General features: G+C 37.5%; 18 protein-coding genes and 1 tRNA gene. 12 read left to right on the top strand and 7 right to left on the bottom strand.

Annotated features, from left to right (window positions below; genetic code table 11):
* The first annotated feature begins 257 nt into the window (after positions 1 to 257).
* From CHI06_RS09975 to CHI06_RS09985, 3 genes are all read left to right on the top strand, one after another.
* Positions 258 to 458: a cold-shock protein gene (locus CHI06_RS09975; RefSeq protein ID WP_066052309.1), complete on the top strand. Its 201-nt coding sequence runs from the start codon at positions 258 to 260 to the stop codon at positions 456 to 458.
* Positions 459 to 631: 173 nt separating this feature from the next.
* On the top strand, positions 632 to 967 hold the full coding sequence (locus CHI06_RS09980; protein ID WP_095248401.1) for a DUF1904 family protein: 336 nt from the start codon (positions 632 to 634) through the stop codon (positions 965 to 967).
* Between the two features lie 295 nt (positions 968 to 1,262).
* Positions 1,263 to 1,336: transfer RNA gene (locus CHI06_RS09985), tRNA-Gly, on the top strand.
* 169 nt (positions 1,337 to 1,505) lie between these two features.
* Here CHI06_RS09985 and CHI06_RS09990 read toward each other — a convergent pair.
* Together CHI06_RS09990 and CHI06_RS09995 are read right to left on the bottom strand one after the other, a co-directional pair.
* The gene (locus CHI06_RS09990; RefSeq protein WP_095248402.1) at positions 1,506 to 1,823 is read right to left on the bottom strand and encodes a phage holin family protein; all 318 of its coding nucleotides are present in this window, start codon (positions 1,821 to 1,823) and stop codon (positions 1,506 to 1,508) included.
* 176 nt (positions 1,824 to 1,999) lie between these two features.
* On the bottom strand, positions 2,000 to 2,671 hold the full coding sequence (locus tag CHI06_RS09995) for a B3/B4 domain-containing protein (protein WP_095248403.1): 672 nt from the start codon (positions 2,669 to 2,671) through the stop codon (positions 2,000 to 2,002).
* 105 nt (positions 2,672 to 2,776) lie between these two features.
* On the opposite strand from CHI06_RS09995, the gene queG reads away from it, so the two are divergent.
* The 6 genes from queG to yhbH all read left to right on the top strand — a co-directional run bounded on the left by queG (position 2,777) and on the right by yhbH (position 9,974).
* Complete coding sequence (gene queG, locus CHI06_RS10000) at positions 2,777 to 3,910, top strand: tRNA epoxyqueuosine(34) reductase QueG (RefSeq protein ID WP_095248404.1); 1,134 nt, start codon at positions 2,777 to 2,779, stop codon at positions 3,908 to 3,910.
* Positions 3,911 to 3,997: 87 nt separating this feature from the next.
* Positions 3,998 to 4,864 (top strand): amidase domain-containing protein, encoded by an 867-nt coding sequence (locus CHI06_RS10005; protein WP_257009227.1) that lies wholly within the window; start codon positions 3,998 to 4,000, stop codon positions 4,862 to 4,864.
* Between the two features lie 66 nt (positions 4,865 to 4,930).
* On the top strand, positions 4,931 to 5,404 hold the full coding sequence (trmL, locus tag CHI06_RS10010; RefSeq protein WP_095248406.1) for a tRNA (uridine(34)/cytosine(34)/5-carboxymethylaminomethyluridine(34)-2'-O)-methyltransferase TrmL: 474 nt from the start codon (positions 4,931 to 4,933) through the stop codon (positions 5,402 to 5,404).
* Between the two features lie 56 nt (positions 5,405 to 5,460).
* A complete protein-coding gene (gene nfsA, locus CHI06_RS10015; protein ID WP_095248407.1) occupies positions 5,461 to 6,210 on the top strand; it encodes an oxygen-insensitive NADPH nitroreductase in 750 nt (249 codons plus the stop codon).
* A gap of 434 nt (positions 6,211 to 6,644) precedes the next feature.
* Positions 6,645 to 8,540 carry a PrkA family serine protein kinase gene (locus CHI06_RS10020; protein ID WP_095248408.1) on the top strand — a complete coding sequence of 632 codons (1,896 nt, stop codon included), beginning with the start codon at positions 6,645 to 6,647 and terminating at the stop codon, positions 8,538 to 8,540.
* 267 nt (positions 8,541 to 8,807) lie between these two features.
* Positions 8,808 to 9,974: a sporulation protein YhbH gene (gene yhbH, locus CHI06_RS10025; protein WP_095248409.1), complete on the top strand. Its 1,167-nt coding sequence runs from the start codon at positions 8,808 to 8,810 to the stop codon at positions 9,972 to 9,974.
* A gap of 32 nt (positions 9,975 to 10,006) precedes the next feature.
* Here the strand turns inward: yhbH and CHI06_RS10030 are convergent, their stop codons facing one another.
* From CHI06_RS10030 to CHI06_RS10045, 3 genes are all read right to left on the bottom strand, one after another.
* Positions 10,007 to 11,281 (bottom strand): sensor histidine kinase, encoded by a 1,275-nt coding sequence (locus tag CHI06_RS10030; RefSeq protein ID WP_095248410.1) that lies wholly within the window; start codon positions 11,279 to 11,281, stop codon positions 10,007 to 10,009.
* Positions 11,282 to 11,436: 155 nt separating this feature from the next.
* The gene (locus CHI06_RS10035) at positions 11,437 to 11,826 is read right to left on the bottom strand and encodes a diguanylate cyclase (protein ID WP_095248411.1); all 390 of its coding nucleotides are present in this window, start codon (positions 11,824 to 11,826) and stop codon (positions 11,437 to 11,439) included.
* A 249-nt stretch (positions 11,827 to 12,075) separates the two neighbouring features.
* Positions 12,076 to 12,498, bottom strand: a complete 423-nt coding sequence (locus tag CHI06_RS10045; protein ID WP_095248413.1) for a LytS/YhcK type 5TM receptor domain-containing protein — start codon at positions 12,496 to 12,498, stop codon at positions 12,076 to 12,078.
* Between the two features lie 142 nt (positions 12,499 to 12,640).
* Between CHI06_RS10045 and CHI06_RS10050 the strand changes: the two genes are divergently transcribed.
* Positions 12,641 to 13,642: a DoxX family membrane protein gene (locus tag CHI06_RS10050; RefSeq protein WP_095248414.1), complete on the top strand. Its 1,002-nt coding sequence runs from the start codon at positions 12,641 to 12,643 to the stop codon at positions 13,640 to 13,642.
* A 41-nt stretch (positions 13,643 to 13,683) separates the two neighbouring features.
* On the opposite strand, the gene CHI06_RS10055 is transcribed toward CHI06_RS10050, so the two are convergent.
* Positions 13,684 to 14,343: an FMN-dependent NADH-azoreductase gene (locus tag CHI06_RS10055; protein ID WP_095248415.1), complete on the bottom strand. Its 660-nt coding sequence runs from the start codon at positions 14,341 to 14,343 to the stop codon at positions 13,684 to 13,686.
* A 245-nt stretch (positions 14,344 to 14,588) separates the two neighbouring features.
* Here CHI06_RS10055 and CHI06_RS10060 point away from each other — a divergent pair, with 245 nt between their 5' ends.
* A complete protein-coding gene (locus tag CHI06_RS10060; RefSeq protein ID WP_179292590.1) occupies positions 14,589 to 15,611 on the top strand; it encodes a GGDEF domain-containing protein in 1,023 nt (340 codons plus the stop codon).
* Positions 15,612 to 15,664: 53 nt separating this feature from the next.
* Here CHI06_RS10060 and CHI06_RS10065 read toward each other — a convergent pair whose 3' ends face one another.
* Positions 15,665 to 16,678, bottom strand: a complete 1,014-nt coding sequence (locus CHI06_RS10065) for a DUF1646 family protein (RefSeq protein WP_095248417.1) — start codon at positions 16,676 to 16,678, stop codon at positions 15,665 to 15,667.
* A 274-nt stretch (positions 16,679 to 16,952) separates the two neighbouring features.
* On the opposite strand from CHI06_RS10065, the gene fabF reads away from it, so the two are divergent.
* Entirely contained in the window at positions 16,953 to 18,194 is a 1,242-nt protein-coding gene (gene fabF / locus CHI06_RS10070; RefSeq protein WP_095248418.1) for a beta-ketoacyl-ACP synthase II, read from the top strand.
* Positions 18,195 to 18,247 lie beyond the last annotated feature (53 nt).

Here is an 18,247-nt window from a genome sequence, read left to right on the forward strand (position 1 = left end):
TGAGCCCGCGGAAAGCATAGCGCCCTGGAGCGCAAATCAACAGCCTAATTTAACACCGCCTTTTTTAAAGAGAAATCATAAGAAATCAAATCAGGTGTGATGTCTTCTTGCAAATACTTTTGAAAGATGTTAAGCTATAGAAGAATTATTTTTGTTCGGTGTAAAGGATAGTATAAGATTAACTTTTCGTCTTGATGATCACTGAGTGCAAGGATAGTAATACATTGTGTGCAAAGCACACAGCAGGAGGAAACAACATGGAACAAGGTAAAGTAAAATGGTTTAACGCAGAAAAAGGTTTCGGATTTATCGAGCGTGAAGCAGGAGAAGACGTATTCGTTCATTTCTCAGCTATCCAAGGCGAAGGTTTCAAATCTTTAGACGAAGGTCAAGCAGTTACTTTTGACGTTGAGCAAGGCCAACGTGGAGCTCAAGCTGCTAACGTTCGTAAAGCTTAATAATTAAGAACAAACTAGCAGGCTCTTTATAGAGTCTGTTTTTTTTTCTCTTTCCAAAACAATACCCATTGCTCAATAATCGGTTAGGTTTATTTGGCAATTAGATAAATTTATGTCAGTATAGACTTTGATTATTACTTTAAAATGTCTTAGACGGCGCTTGGAGGATTTGTATGCCACATTTAATCATTAGAGGAGTTTCAGTAGATCAGGTAAAAACAATTAGTGCTTCATTAGTACAAGAATTGGCAGATTTATGCGAATGTGGAAGTGACAATTTCACCTTAGAAATTGTCCAATCAACCTATGTGTTTGATGGCGATGAAGTGCAAGGATATCCATTAATTGAAGTTAAATGGTTCGAACGCGGTCAGGAGATTCAAGACCAATTTGCCAGCATTGTAACTCAACATATTCAATCACTCGATATTCCAGAGGTAGAAGTCGCTTTCAGTACATTCTTGGAGTCCGCTTATTATCTAAACGGAAAGAGTTTTGCCTCCTCGTAACGAAAAGATTATCAAAAAAAAGTAACAGGCACCATCCGTAAAATTGGGAGGTGCCTGGCACTTTTTTTGATATGTGTTTATTTGGAATCTTTATTAATCAAAAGTTGGCAGAATGAAATAAATTGAGGGTATTTATCCTGGTATGGTGCATATCATTAAAAAAAGGTCCAATCAGATATTTTGTTTAATTATTTTTTCGACAAAAAATGCGAAATTCTCTTGACGATAGGAATAAAACTTTGTAATATTATAAATGTGTTTAAGTTCTTTAACTTTTGTATATAATGTCTTTTGTGCGGGTGTAGTTTAGTGGTAAAACCTCAGCCTTCCAAGCTGATGTTGTGAGTTCGATTCTCATCACCCGCTCCATACATATTACCAAACGCAGTGTATCGTTACTTGAGAACGATGCATTGCGTTTTTTCTATATTTAGATTTTTTTTAAAGACCCTATTGATTACATTTGTTGATTTTTTCCGTCACTTAAGCAATAAAATTAAAAAACGTTTCTTACACAAGTAAGGAACGTTCTTTATTATTAGCTCTCTTCCTGCTTATCCTTTTTTTCTTTATTAGACTCTCTTTTATTTTTTGATTCATTTAGTCCATTAATTGTGCTATTGAATAAATTCGTTGATATAACTGCTGCTCCAGTTACAAGTATACCTTGAACAACAGACTGTATTTCTAGACCATAATAAAGTAGACAAGCAATAACAGCAAAAAGCATTTGTATCCAAGCATGGGTCCATAAAGGAATGAAAGGGGTCTGTCTAAGAAACAAGCTGATAATATAAAGTACTGGGACTAAAATAAATGCATCAGGTCTTATATAGCTATCAAGAATAAGATCCATTTTTATCACCTACAGCTTATCCATGTTTTAAAATAATAATATATTCTTGATATAATAAATTGGTCCATCACTCAAATAAATTTATTTCGTTTTTCCTCTGATTATGGTCATCAACAACCCACATAGGAGACCACCCTTACTCTTCAAATGATACCGTCACTAAAAAAAAAGATGCCTTACTGGCATCCTAGTATGGAGAAGCTTGCTTCTCCACCATGTATTTGTGTGAACATCCTCATTAATGACTCTGTCAGCCTTTCCGCGCTATTCACCGCTGTTGTAGGCTGTAAATAGATGATCTGTAGCGCATTATTTGTAGTTTTCGTAACTGGCGCTCGATTGGAATCTACAAAAGGGCTGCCGAATGGTCCAAGCTGGTCCGATGAGACAATCAGGTTTTCTAATGAGTTCATCCGGCCATTCAGTCCTAAATATTCTTCGCCTGCTTTCGCAACTTCGATTGTTATTTGTCCCTCTAGTTTATCGCTGTCATAAATACCAATCGGCACTTGATATTGTAAGGAGAAAAAGTTATTGATATCAATGGCACTTTGGACAGTGGTAAGATAATTCTGTTTCTGAACTCTGCGGTATAGTGCCTCCGAAGAAGGGCGATAACGGTTAGGGTCCTTGCCAAAAGTTTTAAAAATACTGCGCCATTCTTGGATTCCTGGTAACTCAGATAGATTTTTATTTTCTAAATCAAAGTAAATCGATTCTTGAAAAAGCTGCAGTCTTCCTTTGACCATTTGTGGGGAATCGCCTACGGTAATTTCTTTATATTCAATGATTCCAAGCTTAAAATGAGGAATCTGGCTGATTATTTCTGACGAAAGCTGAATTTCCAATGATTCCACCTCCAAAATTTCATAAAAATAGTTTATCATAATGAGATGTGGAACGAGAAATTAGCGGCTTACTATAGAGTATTTTTAGTGAAGGGAGGTTTCCGAATGAATATTGATCAATTGAAGGAGGAAGTCATTGCGTATAGTAAAACGATTGGCATTGATAAGATTGGTTTTACCACGGCAGATCCTTTCACTGAGCTGAAAAATAGACTGATTCGCCAGCAGGAACTTGGGTATCAATCTGGTTTTGAAGAGCCTGATATTGAAAAACGGGTGACACCAGCCATGCTTCTTCCAGAACCGAGGTCTATTATTTCCATCGCTCTGGCCTATCCTTCAAAAATGAAGGTTCGTATTGAAGGGAGAAAAGGTGAGCGGAGAGGCTTTTTTTCCCGAGCTTCATGGGGATTAGATTATCATCATATTTTACGAGACCGTTTAAAAAAGCTGGAGGCGTTTATTTTAGAAAAAGTGCCAGAGGCTCGTCTCAAATCGATGGTTGATACCGGTGAGCTTTCTGACCGCGCTGTTGCAGTGAGAGCGGGGATTGGCTGGAGCGGTAAGAATTGTGCAGTCATGACGCCGGAGTTTGGCTCTTACGTCTATATAGGCGAAATGATTACCAGCCTTCCTTTTGCAGCTGATACTCCGATGGAGGATCAATGCGGTTCCTGCACAGCTTGTATTGACGCTTGTCCGACGGGAGCGTTGGTGCAGGGCGGACAAATTAATGCTCAGCGCTGTATCGCCTTTTTAACGCAGACAAAGGCTGTGATTCCTGAAGAATTTAGAGATAAAATTGGCAACCGGGTGTATGGCTGTGATTCCTGTCAAACGTCCTGCCCCGTCAATAAAGGGAAGGATTTTCACTTCCATGAGGAAATGGAGGCTGACCCCGAGACAGCCAAGCCGTTACTGAGACCGATGTTAAAAATGAGTAATCGTGAATTTAAGAACAGATTTGGTCCCTTAGCGGGATCGTGGAGAGGCAAAAGGCCGATTCAGCGCAATGCCATCATTGCTCTGGCACATTTCAAGGATGAAAGTGCCATTCCAGATTTACTAGGTGTGTTAGAAAATGAAACCAGCAGTGTTCTAAAGGAAACGGCTGCTTGGGCTCTCGGGAAAATTGGCAGTCCGGAAGCGGTTGAGGCACTAGAAAAAGCAGCAAAAAGTGAAGTCGATTTAGTAGTGAAGAGTGAGATTAATAAAAGTTTACTAAAACTAAAGAACTAAATGAGCGAGGACATTCTGTCTTTGCTCATTTTTTTAAATTAAATTTCCCAACTACACATATGTATGAAACAGAAGGGGGAGATGAAGGTGAATCAATCACTCCAAGAATTGTTTGAAGGACGAGTCGAACAATTTGTTTTAAAGCGTAAATGGCAGTCGGGGAATTATGAAAAGGCCGAACAGAAGCTGGCGTCTTTTGTGAAACGGTCCGCAGATATCGTAAAGGTTAAGGCACGGGGGAACATCCTCAAACGATCCGTGGATGGGGATTTTCAAACCACGATCTATCAGGTTCATTACCAATACCTGATTAAACAAAAAGGAACGCTGTATCAAGAGGAAGAAGTCGAAGTACGAATGTGCAAGTTTTTTAAAAATGATTTGATTATGGATAAAGAAATAAATCCTTATACGAAGCAGCCTGAGTTGGAATTTGCAGCAGAGGATGAACAGGAGGAACGGATTAGTTATCAGTATAATCGCTTAAAAGCTGTTCAATATGCGGAACGCTGGTGGAATACCTATAATCCAGCGTTTATAAAATTTGAAAATAACTGTACAAACTTTATTTCACAATGTCTTTATGCAGGAGGAGCTCCAACGAGAGGTTATCCTAACCGGGGCACTGGCTGGTGGCTCCGAAATAAAAATTATAGTTATAGTTGGGCTGTAGCACATTCTATGCGGTTATATTTAGCTAATTCTAAAAGTGGTTTGAGAGCAAAAGAAGTTAGCAGCCCGAATCAATTATTATTGGGGGATGTCATTTGTTACGATTTCGAAGGGGATGGCCGTTATAACCATAACACGATCGTGACAGCCAAGGATGCTTATGGAATGCCGCTGGTTAATGCAAACACGTACAATAGCCGTATGAGATATTGGGCCTATGAAGATTCTTCTGCCTATACACCGAATATTAAATATAAGTTTTTCACGATTGTCGATGGGTGAGAAAATTTGTTTGGCTGGGTGATAATGGTATAATGTTAAAAGAGTTTTTTTTATGAGGTGAGATTCTTGGCAATACATGTCGTACTATATCAGCCGCAAATACCTTCAAACACAGGAAACATCGCAAGAACCTGTGCTGGAACCGATACATCCTTACATTTGATCCGTCCATTAGGGTTTTCAACGGATGATAAAATGTTAAAGAGAGCGGGATTGGATTATTGGGAATTTGTAAATATTGTTTATTATGATTCACTAGATGATTTTTATCAGAAAAATGAAGGCGGAGAATTTTTCTATATCACTAAGTTTGGGGAGAAGCCCTATAGTTCCTTTGATTATAGCAATCCCGATAAAGATTATTTTTTCATTTTTGGCCGTGAAACGACAGGGCTCCCAAAAGACGTGATTGAAAATAATAAGGATGTCAGCCTAAGGATTCCGATGAATGACAATATACGTTCCTTGAATTTGTCCAATACCGCTGCGATTCTAATTTATGAGGCATTAAGGCAGCAAGACTATCGTCATTTAAAATAAGACGTAAGAGGCCAAGCTGCTGGCCTCTTTTTGCTAAACAGAAAGGAAGAATAATAATGAATGAAGTAATTACTACTATATTAAATCATCAATCGATCCGTCATTTTAAGGATAAGCAGTTAAGTGATGAACAAATAAAAACGATTGTCGCCTGTGCCCAAGCTGCTTCAACATCAAGTTTTATCCAGGCATATTCGATTATAGGCATAAAGGATAAGGAAAAAAAGCGGAAGCTTGCGGAGATAGCAGGAAACCAAGAATATGTTGCGGAGAATGGCCATCTATTTGTGTTTTGCGCCGATTTAAGCCGGCATGAATTGATTGGAAAAATGGAAGGAAAAGATGTACTCGCTTCAATTGAAAGTACGGAGAAATTTATGGTGGCGCTCATCGATGCGACGCTGGCAGCTCAAAATGCTGCCATCGCGGCGGAATCCATGGGACTCGGAATTTGTTACATAGGTGGAATTCGAAATAAGCTTGAGGATGTAAAAGAATTATTAAAAACTCCTGACAGGGTCATCCCGCTCTTTGGAATGACTATAGGCTATCCTGAGAAAATAAACGACCAAAAGCCAAGACTTCCTTTTGAACATGTTTATCATGAAGAAGAATATGAACAGGATCAAGACGTATATTTGCGCCAGCTGCAAGAATATAATCAGGTAATCTCCAACTATTATTTAGAGAGGACAAGCGGGAAAAGGAAGGATACCTGGACTGAGCAAATGGCAAACATGCTTGAAAAGCAAACACGGATGTATATGCAGGAATTTGTTCAAAAAAATAAGATGGATTTGAGATAATAGCGTGTAGGTTTTCCAAAAAACCGTACAGGTTCTACAAAAAACATACAGCTTCTACAAAAACGCATAGATTCATTACAAATATAAAAGGCTGCCCTCATGGCAGCCTATTTAAATGGAAAGATATTATTTACTAGATCCTGGCTTATCATTATAACCTGATGCAAAGATAGCTGCTAGAAACGCCACCATAACTAAAATAACTAGAAATAGTCCCATGCTTATGTAAAGCCTCCTTAATTTTAAAATATTTCTTAGCTTAGACACATATACATTTATTATAGCCTATCTTAAAAAAATGAAAAGAGCAATATTCCAATCTTTTCATAAAACAAAAAAGAAAGGCAGGAATACTTCAACGTTACGCATGTTCAAGTTCTTTGGTGCATAGAGTATATTAATCGTCTCTGATAACGCTACAGGGGGAGGGCCTTATGGATATCCTAAAAAAAATTGAGATGTTTCGAGAAGAGGAAGAAAAGCTACGTTGGGAAGGGTCATTTGGAGATTATTTACTGTTGTTAAAAGAGAAGCCATGGGTAGCACAATCGGCACATTCACGAGTATATAATATGATCAAAGACGCTGGAATTGAGGAAGTAAAAGGGACTAAGAATTATAATTTCTTTGGGAATCAATTATTTGGTTTAGAGGAATCATTGGAAAGACTTGTCGAGGAATACTTCCATCCTGCGGCTAAAAGGCTGGATGTAAGAAAGCGGATCTTATTACTAATGGGTCCGGTAAGCGGAGGTAAATCTACACTTGTTACCATGCTGAAACGTGGTTTAGAGGCCTATTCCCATACGGATAGAGGCTCTGTATTCGCCATTAAAGGCTGCCCAATGCATGAAGACCCTCTTCATTTAATCCCTCATCATTTACGTCGGGATTTTTATGAAGAGTATGGTATTCGAATTGAAGGAAATCTTTCACCATTGAATATGATGCGCCTTGAGCAGGAGTATGGTGGAAGAATCGAAGATGTGTTAGTTGAAAGAATCTTTTTCTCAGAGGATAAGCGAACTGGAATTGGAACCTTTAGCCCATCGGATCCAAAATCACAGGATATTGCTGATTTAACAGGAAGTATTGACTTCTCTACTATTGCCGAATTTGGTTCAGAATCAGATCCACGCGCCTACCGCTTTGATGGTGAACTGAATAAAGCGAATCGGGGAATGATGGAATTCCAGGAAATGTTGAAGTGTGATGAAAAGTTCTTGTGGCATTTGCTTTCTTTAACACAAGAAGGAAACTTTAAAGCTGGAAGGTTTGCGTTAATTAGTGCGGATGAACTTATCGTAGCTCACACAAACGAAACGGAATACCGTTCATTTATTTCGAATAAGAAGAATGAAGCCTTGCATTCCAGGATTATCGTTATGCCAATTCCGTATAATTTAAAAGTTTCACAGGAAGAAAGAATCTATGAAAAGATGATTAGTGAAAGTGATGTATCGGATGTGCATATTGCACCGCATACATTACGGGTTGCAGCGATGTTTACGATTCTAACCCGTCTGAAGGAACCAAAGAAGGGTGATATTGACTTAGTCAAGAAAATGCGCCTGTACGATGGTGAAAATGTGGAAGGCTTTAATGCGGTTGATGTCAGTGAACTTAAGAAAGAATACCCAGATGAAGGTATGAGTGGGATAGACCCGCGTTATGTTATTAACCGGATATCATCTACTATCATCCGTAAAGAAGTACCGTCTATAAATGCGCTGGATGTTTTAAGATCGTTAAAAGACGGTCTAGATCAACATCCTTCTATTACAGCTGAACTTCGTGAGCGCTATATGAATTATATTTCGGTTGCACGGAAAGAGTATGATAATATTGCCAAAAATGAAGTTCAAAAAGCATTTGTATACTCCTATGAAGAGTCCGCTAAAACGTTAATGGATAATTACCTTGATAATGTTGAGGCTTACTGCAACAAAGCGAAGCTTCGTGATGTGTTAACAGGTGAGGAAATCAACCCAGATGAAAAATTAATGCGTTCGATTGAAGAACAAATTGGGATTTCTGAAAATGCGAAAAAGGCATTTAGGGAAGAAATCCTGATTAGAATCTCCGCCTTTGCTAGAAAAGGTAAACGATTTGATTACAATTCTCATGATCGACTTCGTGAAGCAATTCAAAAGAAATTATTTGCAGACCTCAAAGATGTTGTCAAGATTACCACTTCTTCCAAAACACCTGATGAGCAGCAGCTAAAGAAAATAAATGATGTTGTTGCTAGATTAATTGACGAACACGGCTATAACTCAACATCAGCAAATGAACTATTACGGTATGTTGGAAGTTTATTAAACCGGTAATTAAAATAGTAGGGACTGGCGGAAGGAATCTGCCAGTCTGTTTTTTTCAATAATGGTGATAAGTTTAATAATTTGTCAAACCAAAGTAGCTCGTCCATTTTTAAAGGTGTGAGCCTAATTGTCAAAATAATTTGTAAATTATTTTCTGCTTCTGCATAGGATAAAGTAATCAACATTATCTGCATTTTTTCACTCGGGTTATCTTATGATTTTTCAAAAAAAATGTGACTCTGGAAAACAACAAAAATTAATAAGGAGGGGTTTACATTGTCTGACAATAACCATCAATATGTGATTTCAAGAGAAGATTGGTCCCTCCACCGTAAAGGCCACGATGATCAGCAACGGCATCAAGAAAAAGTTCAGGAGGCAATTAGAAACAATCTTCCCGACTTAATTACAGAAGAAAGCATTATTATGTCCAATGGACGCGATGTGGTGAAAATACCAATTCGTTCATTAGACGAATATAAAATCCGCTACAATTATGACAAAAACAAACACGTGGGCCAAGGTGACGGTGAAAGCCAAGTAGGTGACGTAGTTGCTCGTGATGGTTCAAATGCGCAAAAGGGTCCAGGAAAAGGGCAGGGCGCTGGGGATCAAGCTGGTGAGGATTACTTTGAAGCAGAAGTTTCATTAATGGAATTAGAGGAAGCTTTGTTTAAACAACTAGAGCTGCCGAATCTGAAAAGAAAAGAAGACCAGGAACATTTAGTAGAAAATATTGAATTCAATGATATCCGCAAAACTGGATTAATGGGTAATATTGATAAAAAGCGGACCATGATGTCTGCATTTAAGAGAAATGCCATGACGGGGAAACCTGCATTTCATCCTATTTATAAGGAAGATTTGAAATTTAAGACTTGGAATGAAGTAATCAAACCAGATTCCAAGGCAGTTGTTATTGCCATGATGGATACAAGTGGATCGATGGGTATATGGGAAAAATATATGGCTAGAAGCTTCTTCTTCTGGATGACACGCTTCTTACGTACCAAATATGAAACCGTTGAAATTGAATTTATTGCGCATCATACAGAAGCTAAGGTCGTTACTGAGGAGGATTTCTTCTCAAAAGGTGAAAGTGGGGGAACCATCTGTTCTTCGGCATACCGCAAAGCCTTAGAAATTATTGATGCTAAATATAATCCACGTAAGTTCAACATTTATCCATTCCACTTTTCTGATGGTGATAATCTAACATCTGATAATGCTCGCTGCGTCAAGCTTGTTGAAGAACTAATGAAGGTTTCAAACATGTTTGGTTATGGAGAAGTTAATCAGTATAATCGTCATTCCACATTAATGTCAGCCTACAAGAATATCAAGGATGAGCAGTTCCGTTATTATATTCTTAAGCAAAAAGCGGATGTATTCCATGCGATGAAGAGCTTTTTCCAAGAAGAAGAGAATAAAATGTATGCCTAACTAAAATCGACAGGTACAATACCTGTCGATTTCTATTGTATTTGTGAATTTTCATTTTTCATAAAAGAGGTGATAGTTGGAAACTTAATGCGAAATGTGGTGCCAGCGTCTAATTCACTTTCGACTCGAATAAAACCATTCATAGCACGGACTATACTATAAACGACCATCATTCCGAGACCTGTACCATTCTTCCCTTTCGTTGAATAATAAGGCTCTCCGAGACGTTCAAGCTGCTCAGAAGTCATTCCAATTCCTGTGTCCCTGATGCAGATGGTTATATAATCCTTGCTAAAATGGGTTTCAACATAAAGATGACCGCCAGTCGGCATCGCTTCAACTGAATTTTTGAGGATATTAATGAAGCATTGACGAAATCTTTGTTTATCCCCTTTAATGAATCCAATGACCGAAAAATCAGTGATAATTTCAACGGAATTTTGGTTTGCCATTGGAGTTAAGATGTTAATAATTTGCCTAAGTTCATTTTTAACATTTAGTTCTTCAATCGAGACTAAAGACGGCTTAGCAAACGTTAAATAATCTTCAATTACTCTTTCAGCGGAATTAAGTTCGTCTTTTACGATTGAAAGGTATTCTTTACGTTTATGTCTAGGGAGGTAGTCATCATTGAGTAACTGGACAAACCCACTTGCAGCAGTTAACGGATTTCGAATCTCATGTGAGATGGCAGCACCCATTTGTTCGACGGCCTTTAGTTTTTCTACCTTGATTAATTCATGTTTAAGTTCTACACTTTTTTTGATAAATTCAATCGAATAGGCAATAAGACCAATGCCTAGCGGAGGAAGTACTAGGTAGGCAAACAAAACATCATACCAGGGGCTGCCTGTATCTTTAAGCACTTCCCCAACAGTGCTTAGAACTCCAAGTATCATACCTAGACAAATTGCAGTGTAAATTCGTCGTTCGGAGGATTGTTTCCAAAACCAAGGTGATAATCGAAAAAAAACAATAGCGAGTGGTACATAAAGAAGTATCGTTCCAACCAAACCTGAGTCAAGGCCATATAGGCTTCTAAGGATTAATAATCCTGCGACAAGTATAAGACCGATTCCGAGATATAAACCGCCAATGACGATAGGAATGATACGCAAATCGTATCTTGCATAGGGAACAGGACTATAGGCGAACTGAAGACATATCCATAATAATAAGACAGAAATGATGGTAATAGTCGTTTTGGAAAAAGGAAGTGTCTTGCTTCGGTCAAGCCAAATTAAGCAAAAAAGAAGCAATATTATTAAAATGGAAAGATTTAAGAAAAGGTGTTTAGTAATTTCCATCTATTTCACCATCCAATGTGCTTATAGGAAAATTTTACATTTTTCTTCGTATTAATACAATAAAATTTACTAATTATTTTGAATAAATAAATGAAAAGGGATGGAAATTGTAGAAATATGTATAAAGACGGAAGGATTAAAGCCCTTCCGTTTTATTAATATAGAGTTGAAATGGTATTCCTTCCTTTAGCCTTGGAGGTATATAAAGAAGTATCAGCTAAATGAATTAAATCTTTTGGCTGCAAATTAAAATTCGGAATGATTGATGCAATTCCAATGCTGATTGTAACGATGTCTGAAACTTCCGAACTACTATGGTCAATTTTAAGTGACTGAATCTTTTTTTGAACCAAATTAGCTATTTCAACCGCCTTATCCAACTTCGTTTTGGTTAAGATAAGGGCAAATTCCTCACCGCCATATCGACAAAATGTGGCATATGAATTATTGGCCACAAGTTCTTTTATGGTAGATGAAATGTTTTGCAGGCACTGGTCACCAGCAAGGTGACCGTAAGTATCGTTGTACTTTTTAAAGTAGTCAATTCAAACATAAGTAAAGTTAATGGTGACTCGGTTGAAGTTAATCTGGTCCATTCCTTGTTAAGAACTTCATCAAAATGCCTTCTATTTCCGATACTTGTCAACCCATCCATATAAGAAAGTTGATTTAGAAGTTCTTGTGCAGCTTCTGTTCACTTTCCTTTAATTTTAGTAGACTAAGATTTAATTCTCTTTCTGCTGCATTTGAATTAACAATATATACCGATAGATGATAAGCGAAAAATCCACCAATTATAATCCAATCAGGTTCATAGTAAATGCTTTTAAGGTTGGTTGGATGTTTAATTTGGAAAACCAGCCACACACGATTCCTGTCAGGAGTGCACTAATGGCTGCAACAAAGGCAGTTTCCGTAAGACCAAAGAGAGTAACCCTTCCAAAAGCAATAAATACAGAAGCAATAATTGCAGGTACAACGCCCCCAAAGGCAGCGGCAACGACAATGGCAAGGTGACGTAAATCAGCAATCGTAGTGGAGTTAATTTGAAAACTAAATACCATTAAGATGTTTCCAAGAACACCATAGCAAATTCCCCAATAAAGCTTTGTTAAATGTGATGAAGAGGGAGATAATGGCATATTTTTAAAAATTTGACCCATCACTGCAAATGACGCAATCAGAATGGTTGCATTTGAAAAGAAATCTTTTAACATTCATGTTCTCCTAATAATAGATACAATCTTTTTTCTGTTTCGCATATCCATTTATTATAGAAGAAAAACATTCTCCTGTGAAATAGAATATTTAAGCAAGTAACCGAAAACTATATAGATGAATACTTTTAGGGAGGGCCTAATGAAAAATAGAGGTAAAGTCTTCATCTTGTTCGTATTGGTTATTGTTTGTACACCTCTTTTTGTAGACGCACATGTAAAATGGTTTACAGAAGTTACTCCAGAAAAAGAAGAAGTTGAACATATCTTATCGCCGCTGTTCATGACGATTACCTTATTGGTTGCGGCTTTTCTCGCTATGTTGACTCAGTTATTGCCTCTGCTGGATAAAGTTCCTATTACTAAAAATATCGATGAAGTATTGGACAGATACCGAAAATCCTCTAGGTATATTTTAAAATATGGTACTGCGATTGCGTTAATTATTCAGGTTTTGGCAGGGACGATATTTGCACCAGAATTTGCTATCACAAATCAAATCATAAGAATCCTAATGTGGATAACGATTATCCTGCTATTGATACCTATTCATTATGCAACAAAAGCTGGTGCCCTTATTTTATTGGGATTATTTATTCATCAACTCATCCTCTCTGGATTGTTTCATATGCTAGACTATGGCTTTTATCTAGCCATTGTGGGGGTATTATTAGTCGGGAAAACGAAGCTTGAAGATTGGGGATTTCCGTTTCTATATTTAGGGACAGGATTATCCTTATGCTGGGTAGCCGTTGAGAAATGGGTCTATCCTGCAATGAGTATGGATATTATTCATCAGCATGGTGTGCCAACCTTTGGTTTTCCGCCGGCAACGTTTGTGGTACTAGCTGCTTTTATTGAATTTGTCGTTGGATATTTATTAATCGTAGGGATCTTAAATCGTCTCCTGGCCTTTGTCTTGACATTGATATTTATTTCATCCACCATGTTATTTGGTGTCACAGAAATTATTGGGCACCTGATGATTCATATCGTGTTAATTATCTTTATCATAGAAGGAGTATCATTTTATGATCCCCCAATAAAAATACATCGGACCAAAATTTCTCAAATGGTGTTTGTATTTTTGAATTTTGTTTTTACACTGGCCACCTTTCTCCTTATTTACTATCGTTTTGCATAGAGAAAAAGCTTCCTGTTGGGGGAAGCTTTTTCTCTATGCTATTACTGAAGCATGGGCACTTTTATCATTTCCTTGGCAGCTTGAATTGTCTCTTCTTTGGCTTTTTCAACTATTTCCGGTACCTTTTGCGGATAGAGGTCTAAAGCTTCTGCAATAATGGTATCCATAACCTCAATACCGAGGAATTCAAGCGCAATTCTTAAATAACGATCGCCGCATTCTAATTCCTTCATTGGTGTACCTGTGTAGAGGCCGCCGCGTGTATTGATATGGATTGCTTTTTTACCAGTGAGGAGACCTTTTGGACCATTTGCTGTATGGGCAAAAGTTTTACCAGCAATAAACAAATTATCTAAATATGCTTTTAATACGGCTGGAGAGCTCAAGTTCCAAATAGGAGAGACGAAAACATAGTAGTCATAAGAAAGAAATTCATCAGCAAGTGCATGCATTTTAAGAATTTTCTCTCGTTCTTCCTCTGTTAACTGATCTAAGGTATACCCATAGCCGGCTAGTTTGCCTCTTGCAGACACTAATTCTGCATCCATATGTGCGATATCAAATGAAAACAAGTCAATTGTTTTCATTTCCATCTCTGGACATTCTTCTTTTATTGTATTGATAAATGCCTCACCGATTTTCAGCCCTTTTGATTTCTCAAGTCCTTTTGGATTTGCTGTAATATATAATAATTTTCCCACTTAGACACATCCAATCATTTTAATAAACCTCATTACTACTATTATAAAAAATATAACCCTCTCAATTTTTGTAAAAATGGTGAAGTTCGTGAACATTAAGTGTCGAAAAGTGGTAAGTATATTATTAATTTTAAGTAGGAATTAATTCATTAAATTGTTAGAATTCTTTTATGATAATTAATCAGTAATGCAATATGATTAAGTTAGAACATTGTGAAGATTTAATACCAAAAGGCGGAATTACTATGAATGTACAAAATTCCCAAATGAATGATGAAAGTGAATTAGCGTTATTACGTCAGAGAGTTGTAGAACTTGAGGAGAGAGAAAAACAGCTAGTCAAAAGTCTTCGCTTAAATCAATCCTTGCATTCAAAGATTCTTAATGCGTTACCTATAAATGTTTTCCTAGAGGATCCTGAAGGTGGAACGATATTTGCAAATAAACAGGCCTGTCTTGCACATGGTGTAAATATGGAGGAACTTGTGGGGAAAACAGTGTTTGACTTTTTTCCACATCCTATTGCAATGAAACAGCGAGAAATCGACTTAGAAGTATGGAAGAATCGTACTCTTCAAACGAATGAGGTGGAGACCGAATTTCAAGGAAAAAAGGGGCATATGCTTACCGGAAAGACGATTATCCAACTAGAAGAATCTAAGAGAGACTATTTGCTCGGATTTGGATTGGATATTACGGAGTTGAAAAATGCCGAAGAAAAAATTTCACATATGGCCTACCATGATGCCCTAACAGGTTTGCCTAATCGTTGGTTTATAAAAACCTGTTTAAAAAACTTTAACATTGATAAAATTCATAGTATGCAGGGTGTACTATTGCTTGATTTAGATCATTTCAAACTGATTAATGATAGCCTGGGGCATGAAGCAGGAGATCAGTTATTACAATTAGTTGCCAGCAGACTGGATGAAGTTATTCAAGCTGATAAAGTTTTATCACGTTTTGGCGGAGATGAATTTATTATCTTTATTCCTGAATTATTATCTGCAGTCGAGGTATTTGATTTAGCAGAAGAAATCGTAAAAGTTATGAAAAATCCATTTTGTATTTATGGTCAAAAGTTTACGATTTCAACAAGTATCGGTATAAGTTTGCATCCCAACCATGGTGAAGATATGGAAACACTAATAAAGAATGCTGACCTTGCGATGTATCACTCTAAAGAGCGGGGAAGAAATTGCTACTCCTTGTTTACTCCCTTGATGAAAGAGAAAGCCATTGTTCGTATGAGCATGCTGACAAAATAAAAAAGAATCGGAATCACCTTTGAGTGGATTCGATTCTTTTTTTCAGCCTTAGCTTAATAAATAACAAACAAAATGACAAAATAAAAAGCCATGGTAATAAGTCCAACGGGAACGCCAAAGCTTGCCCATTCTTTACTGGTAATGTTGAGTTTTCCTGCTGCAATAATATTTGGTATATTACCTGGTATTAGCATTCCACCACTAATAATTAGCCCCATTAAAACAGCCTGAATGGTTGCTTGGTCCATGGCTGGACTAATTTCGGCTGCAGCCAGGGTAGCATTATCTAAAATAGCGGAGATCATATTAATCCAATAGAGCAGCATCGGATGAAGTCCTAGAATATATTCATTAATTAACGGTTCAAATCCATGACCAAGGAAGGTTAATCCCATTACAAATAAGTAGATTTTGGCTGATCTAATAATGATTTCTTTATAGCTTTCTACTTTTTGATCTGACTTTAAACCATCAGCACTTTCTTGTGGTTTAACTAAAAATATTGTCAATATACCAAAAATCACAACGGCGGGAATCACTTCAGGACCAATTAATTTCAGTAAATAGAAGAAGTCTTCATTTAACTTACTGAGTGTTATGGTTGCTAAAGGCTCACCGATGGGTGTGAGGGCTGCGCCAAGCCCAATCGAAAAACAAGCTAAAACGGTAAAGCGAATTTCAGATTTACGGTCGAGTGGAAGGACATTAATGATGATTACGAGCACAATCGCTGCAATAATTGCCGTAATAATGCTTGATGCAAGTCCTAGAATAATGACGGTTAATCCGAAGAAAATCCTAGGAGTTAGTATTCTGCTCAACCATAGTATTGATTTTTCCAGCTGAACCTGTCCCCATTTACAAACTAATCCTGCAATTAAAACAGCTAGTGTAATATTAATAGGATCAACCAGGGCTTTTTCGATTAAATGAAGATTCATCATGCCGCTTATCGAAGCAGCTGCAATTCCCATTACAAATAAGAATAGTTCCAAATTGTGTTCGACCTTTTTTACCGAAAACGGTAAAAATAAAACTAAAATTAAGATAATTACTAATCCAAACAATTCATACCAAATCCTTTTTTTGTCTAATGAATAAATCTATTATAAACTTTTACGGTAACTATTGGGAGATTTATCAGTAATCGTATTGTAAATATGATTATATTATCCTAAATATTTACACAAAAGTCTAAGGAATCTCTATTAGGGCGGAAATTATTTTTATGTGAAATGATATGCCGGAGTAAATTAATTTGTCCAGCCACTCTGAATTCGATAAACTATAGAAAGAGTGTAGTGTTAGATTATCAAGAATCTATTTGGGAGTGAGCATTAAATGAATAAAAGAGTAGTGATTACAGGTGTTGGAGCAGTCACTCCTTTGGGCAATGATGCTCATACATCATGGAAACAAATTAAAAGTGGAGTTTCCGGAATTGGTCCTGCAACCCTATTTGATGTCGAAAAAGTTGACGTTAAGATTGCAGCGGAAGTTAAAGGATTTGCACCAGAAGAGTTTATGGATAAAAAAGAAGCAAGAAGGATGGGTCGTTATAGCCAGTTTGCTATTGCAGCAAGTCAAATGGCAGTTAAGGATGCAGGAATCCAAATTGGAGAGGAGATCCGACCAGAACGGGTCGGCGTATGGATTGGATCAGGAATTGGCGGCTTGGCTGAATTTGAGGAACAACATCGGAAGTTTATAGAAAAAGGCCAAAGACGGGTCAACCCGTTTACAATACCGATGTTTATTCCTGATATGGCAGCAGGTCAAGTATCCATTTCACTTGGTGCTAAAGGAATCAACAATTGTTCGGTTACAGCATGTGCGTCCGGTGCCAATTCCATTGGTGATGCATTCCGCGTGATTCAAAAGGGAGATGTGGATGTGATGATTGCTGGTGGAACGGAAGCAACCATTACCGGGATGACGGTTGCGGGATTTTCAAATATGACCGCACTTTCTAAAAATCCAGACCCGGCCACAGCAAGCAGACCATTTGATAAAAATCGTGATGGATTTGTCATTGGGGAAGGCGCAGGGATTGTGGTCTTAGAAGAATTAGAACATGCATTAGCTCGTGGTGCTGCCATTTATGGAGAATTAATAGGATATGGAGCAACAGGTGATGCCCATCATATTACGACTCCTGCACCAGAAGGAGAAGGGGCTGGAAGAGCAATGAAATTAGCATTAGCAGATGCTGGGATTACCCCTGACCATGTTGACTATATCAATGCTCATGGCACGTCCACCTATTATAATGATTTGTATGAAACATTAGCCATCAAAGAAGTTTTCAAAGACCATGCCTATAAATTATCTGTCAGTTCCACGAAATCAATGACAGGCCACTTGTTGGGCGCAACGGGGGCAATAGAAGCGATTTTTTCTCTTTTTGCAATCAAGGATGGAATCATCCCGCCAACGATCAATTATGAAACACCTGATGAACAACTGGATTTAGATTATGTCCCTAACGTAGCTAAGGTAAAGGATGTTCAAGTGGTATTATCCAACTCATTAGGATTTGGTGGCCATAATGCCACTTTGGTTTTTAAAAAATTTACCGAATAAAATTAGCAACTATATCAAAACCCCAAAAAAGCTGGAGCCACGGTCACTTTAAA

Origin of the sequence: Bacillus sp. 7884-1 (assembly GCF_002272245.1) — a bacterium.
In the GTDB taxonomy this organism is placed as follows: Bacteria; Bacillota; Bacilli; order Bacillales; family Cytobacillaceae; genus Neobacillus.

Coding starts and splice junctions, on each gene's coding strand:
- nfsA (WP_095248407.1), top strand. CDS start 5,461: ATGAATGAAGTAATTACTACTATATTAAATCATCAATCGATCCGTCAT.
- CHI06_RS10050 (WP_095248414.1), top strand. CDS start 12,641: ATGAAAAATAGAGGTAAAGTCTTCATCTTGTTCGTATTGGTTATTGTT.
- CHI06_RS09980 (WP_095248401.1), top strand. CDS start 632: ATGCCACATTTAATCATTAGAGGAGTTTCAGTAGATCAGGTAAAAACA.
- CHI06_RS10045 (WP_095248413.1), bottom strand. CDS start 12,498: ATGTTAAAAGATTTCTTTTCAAATGCAACCATTCTGATTGCGTCATTT.
- CHI06_RS10030 (WP_095248410.1), bottom strand. CDS start 11,281: ATGGAAATTACTAAACACCTTTTCTTAAATCTTTCCATTTTAATAATA.
- CHI06_RS10060 (WP_179292590.1), top strand. CDS start 14,589: ATGAATGTACAAAATTCCCAAATGAATGATGAAAGTGAATTAGCGTTA.
- queG (WP_095248404.1), top strand. CDS start 2,777: ATGAATATTGATCAATTGAAGGAGGAAGTCATTGCGTATAGTAAAACG.
- CHI06_RS09975 (WP_066052309.1), top strand. CDS start 258: ATGGAACAAGGTAAAGTAAAATGGTTTAACGCAGAAAAAGGTTTCGGA.
- CHI06_RS10020 (WP_095248408.1), top strand. CDS start 6,645: ATGGATATCCTAAAAAAAATTGAGATGTTTCGAGAAGAGGAAGAAAAG.
- fabF (WP_095248418.1), top strand. CDS start 16,953: ATGAATAAAAGAGTAGTGATTACAGGTGTTGGAGCAGTCACTCCTTTG.
- CHI06_RS09990 (WP_095248402.1), bottom strand. CDS start 1,823: ATGGATCTTATTCTTGATAGCTATATAAGACCTGATGCATTTATTTTA.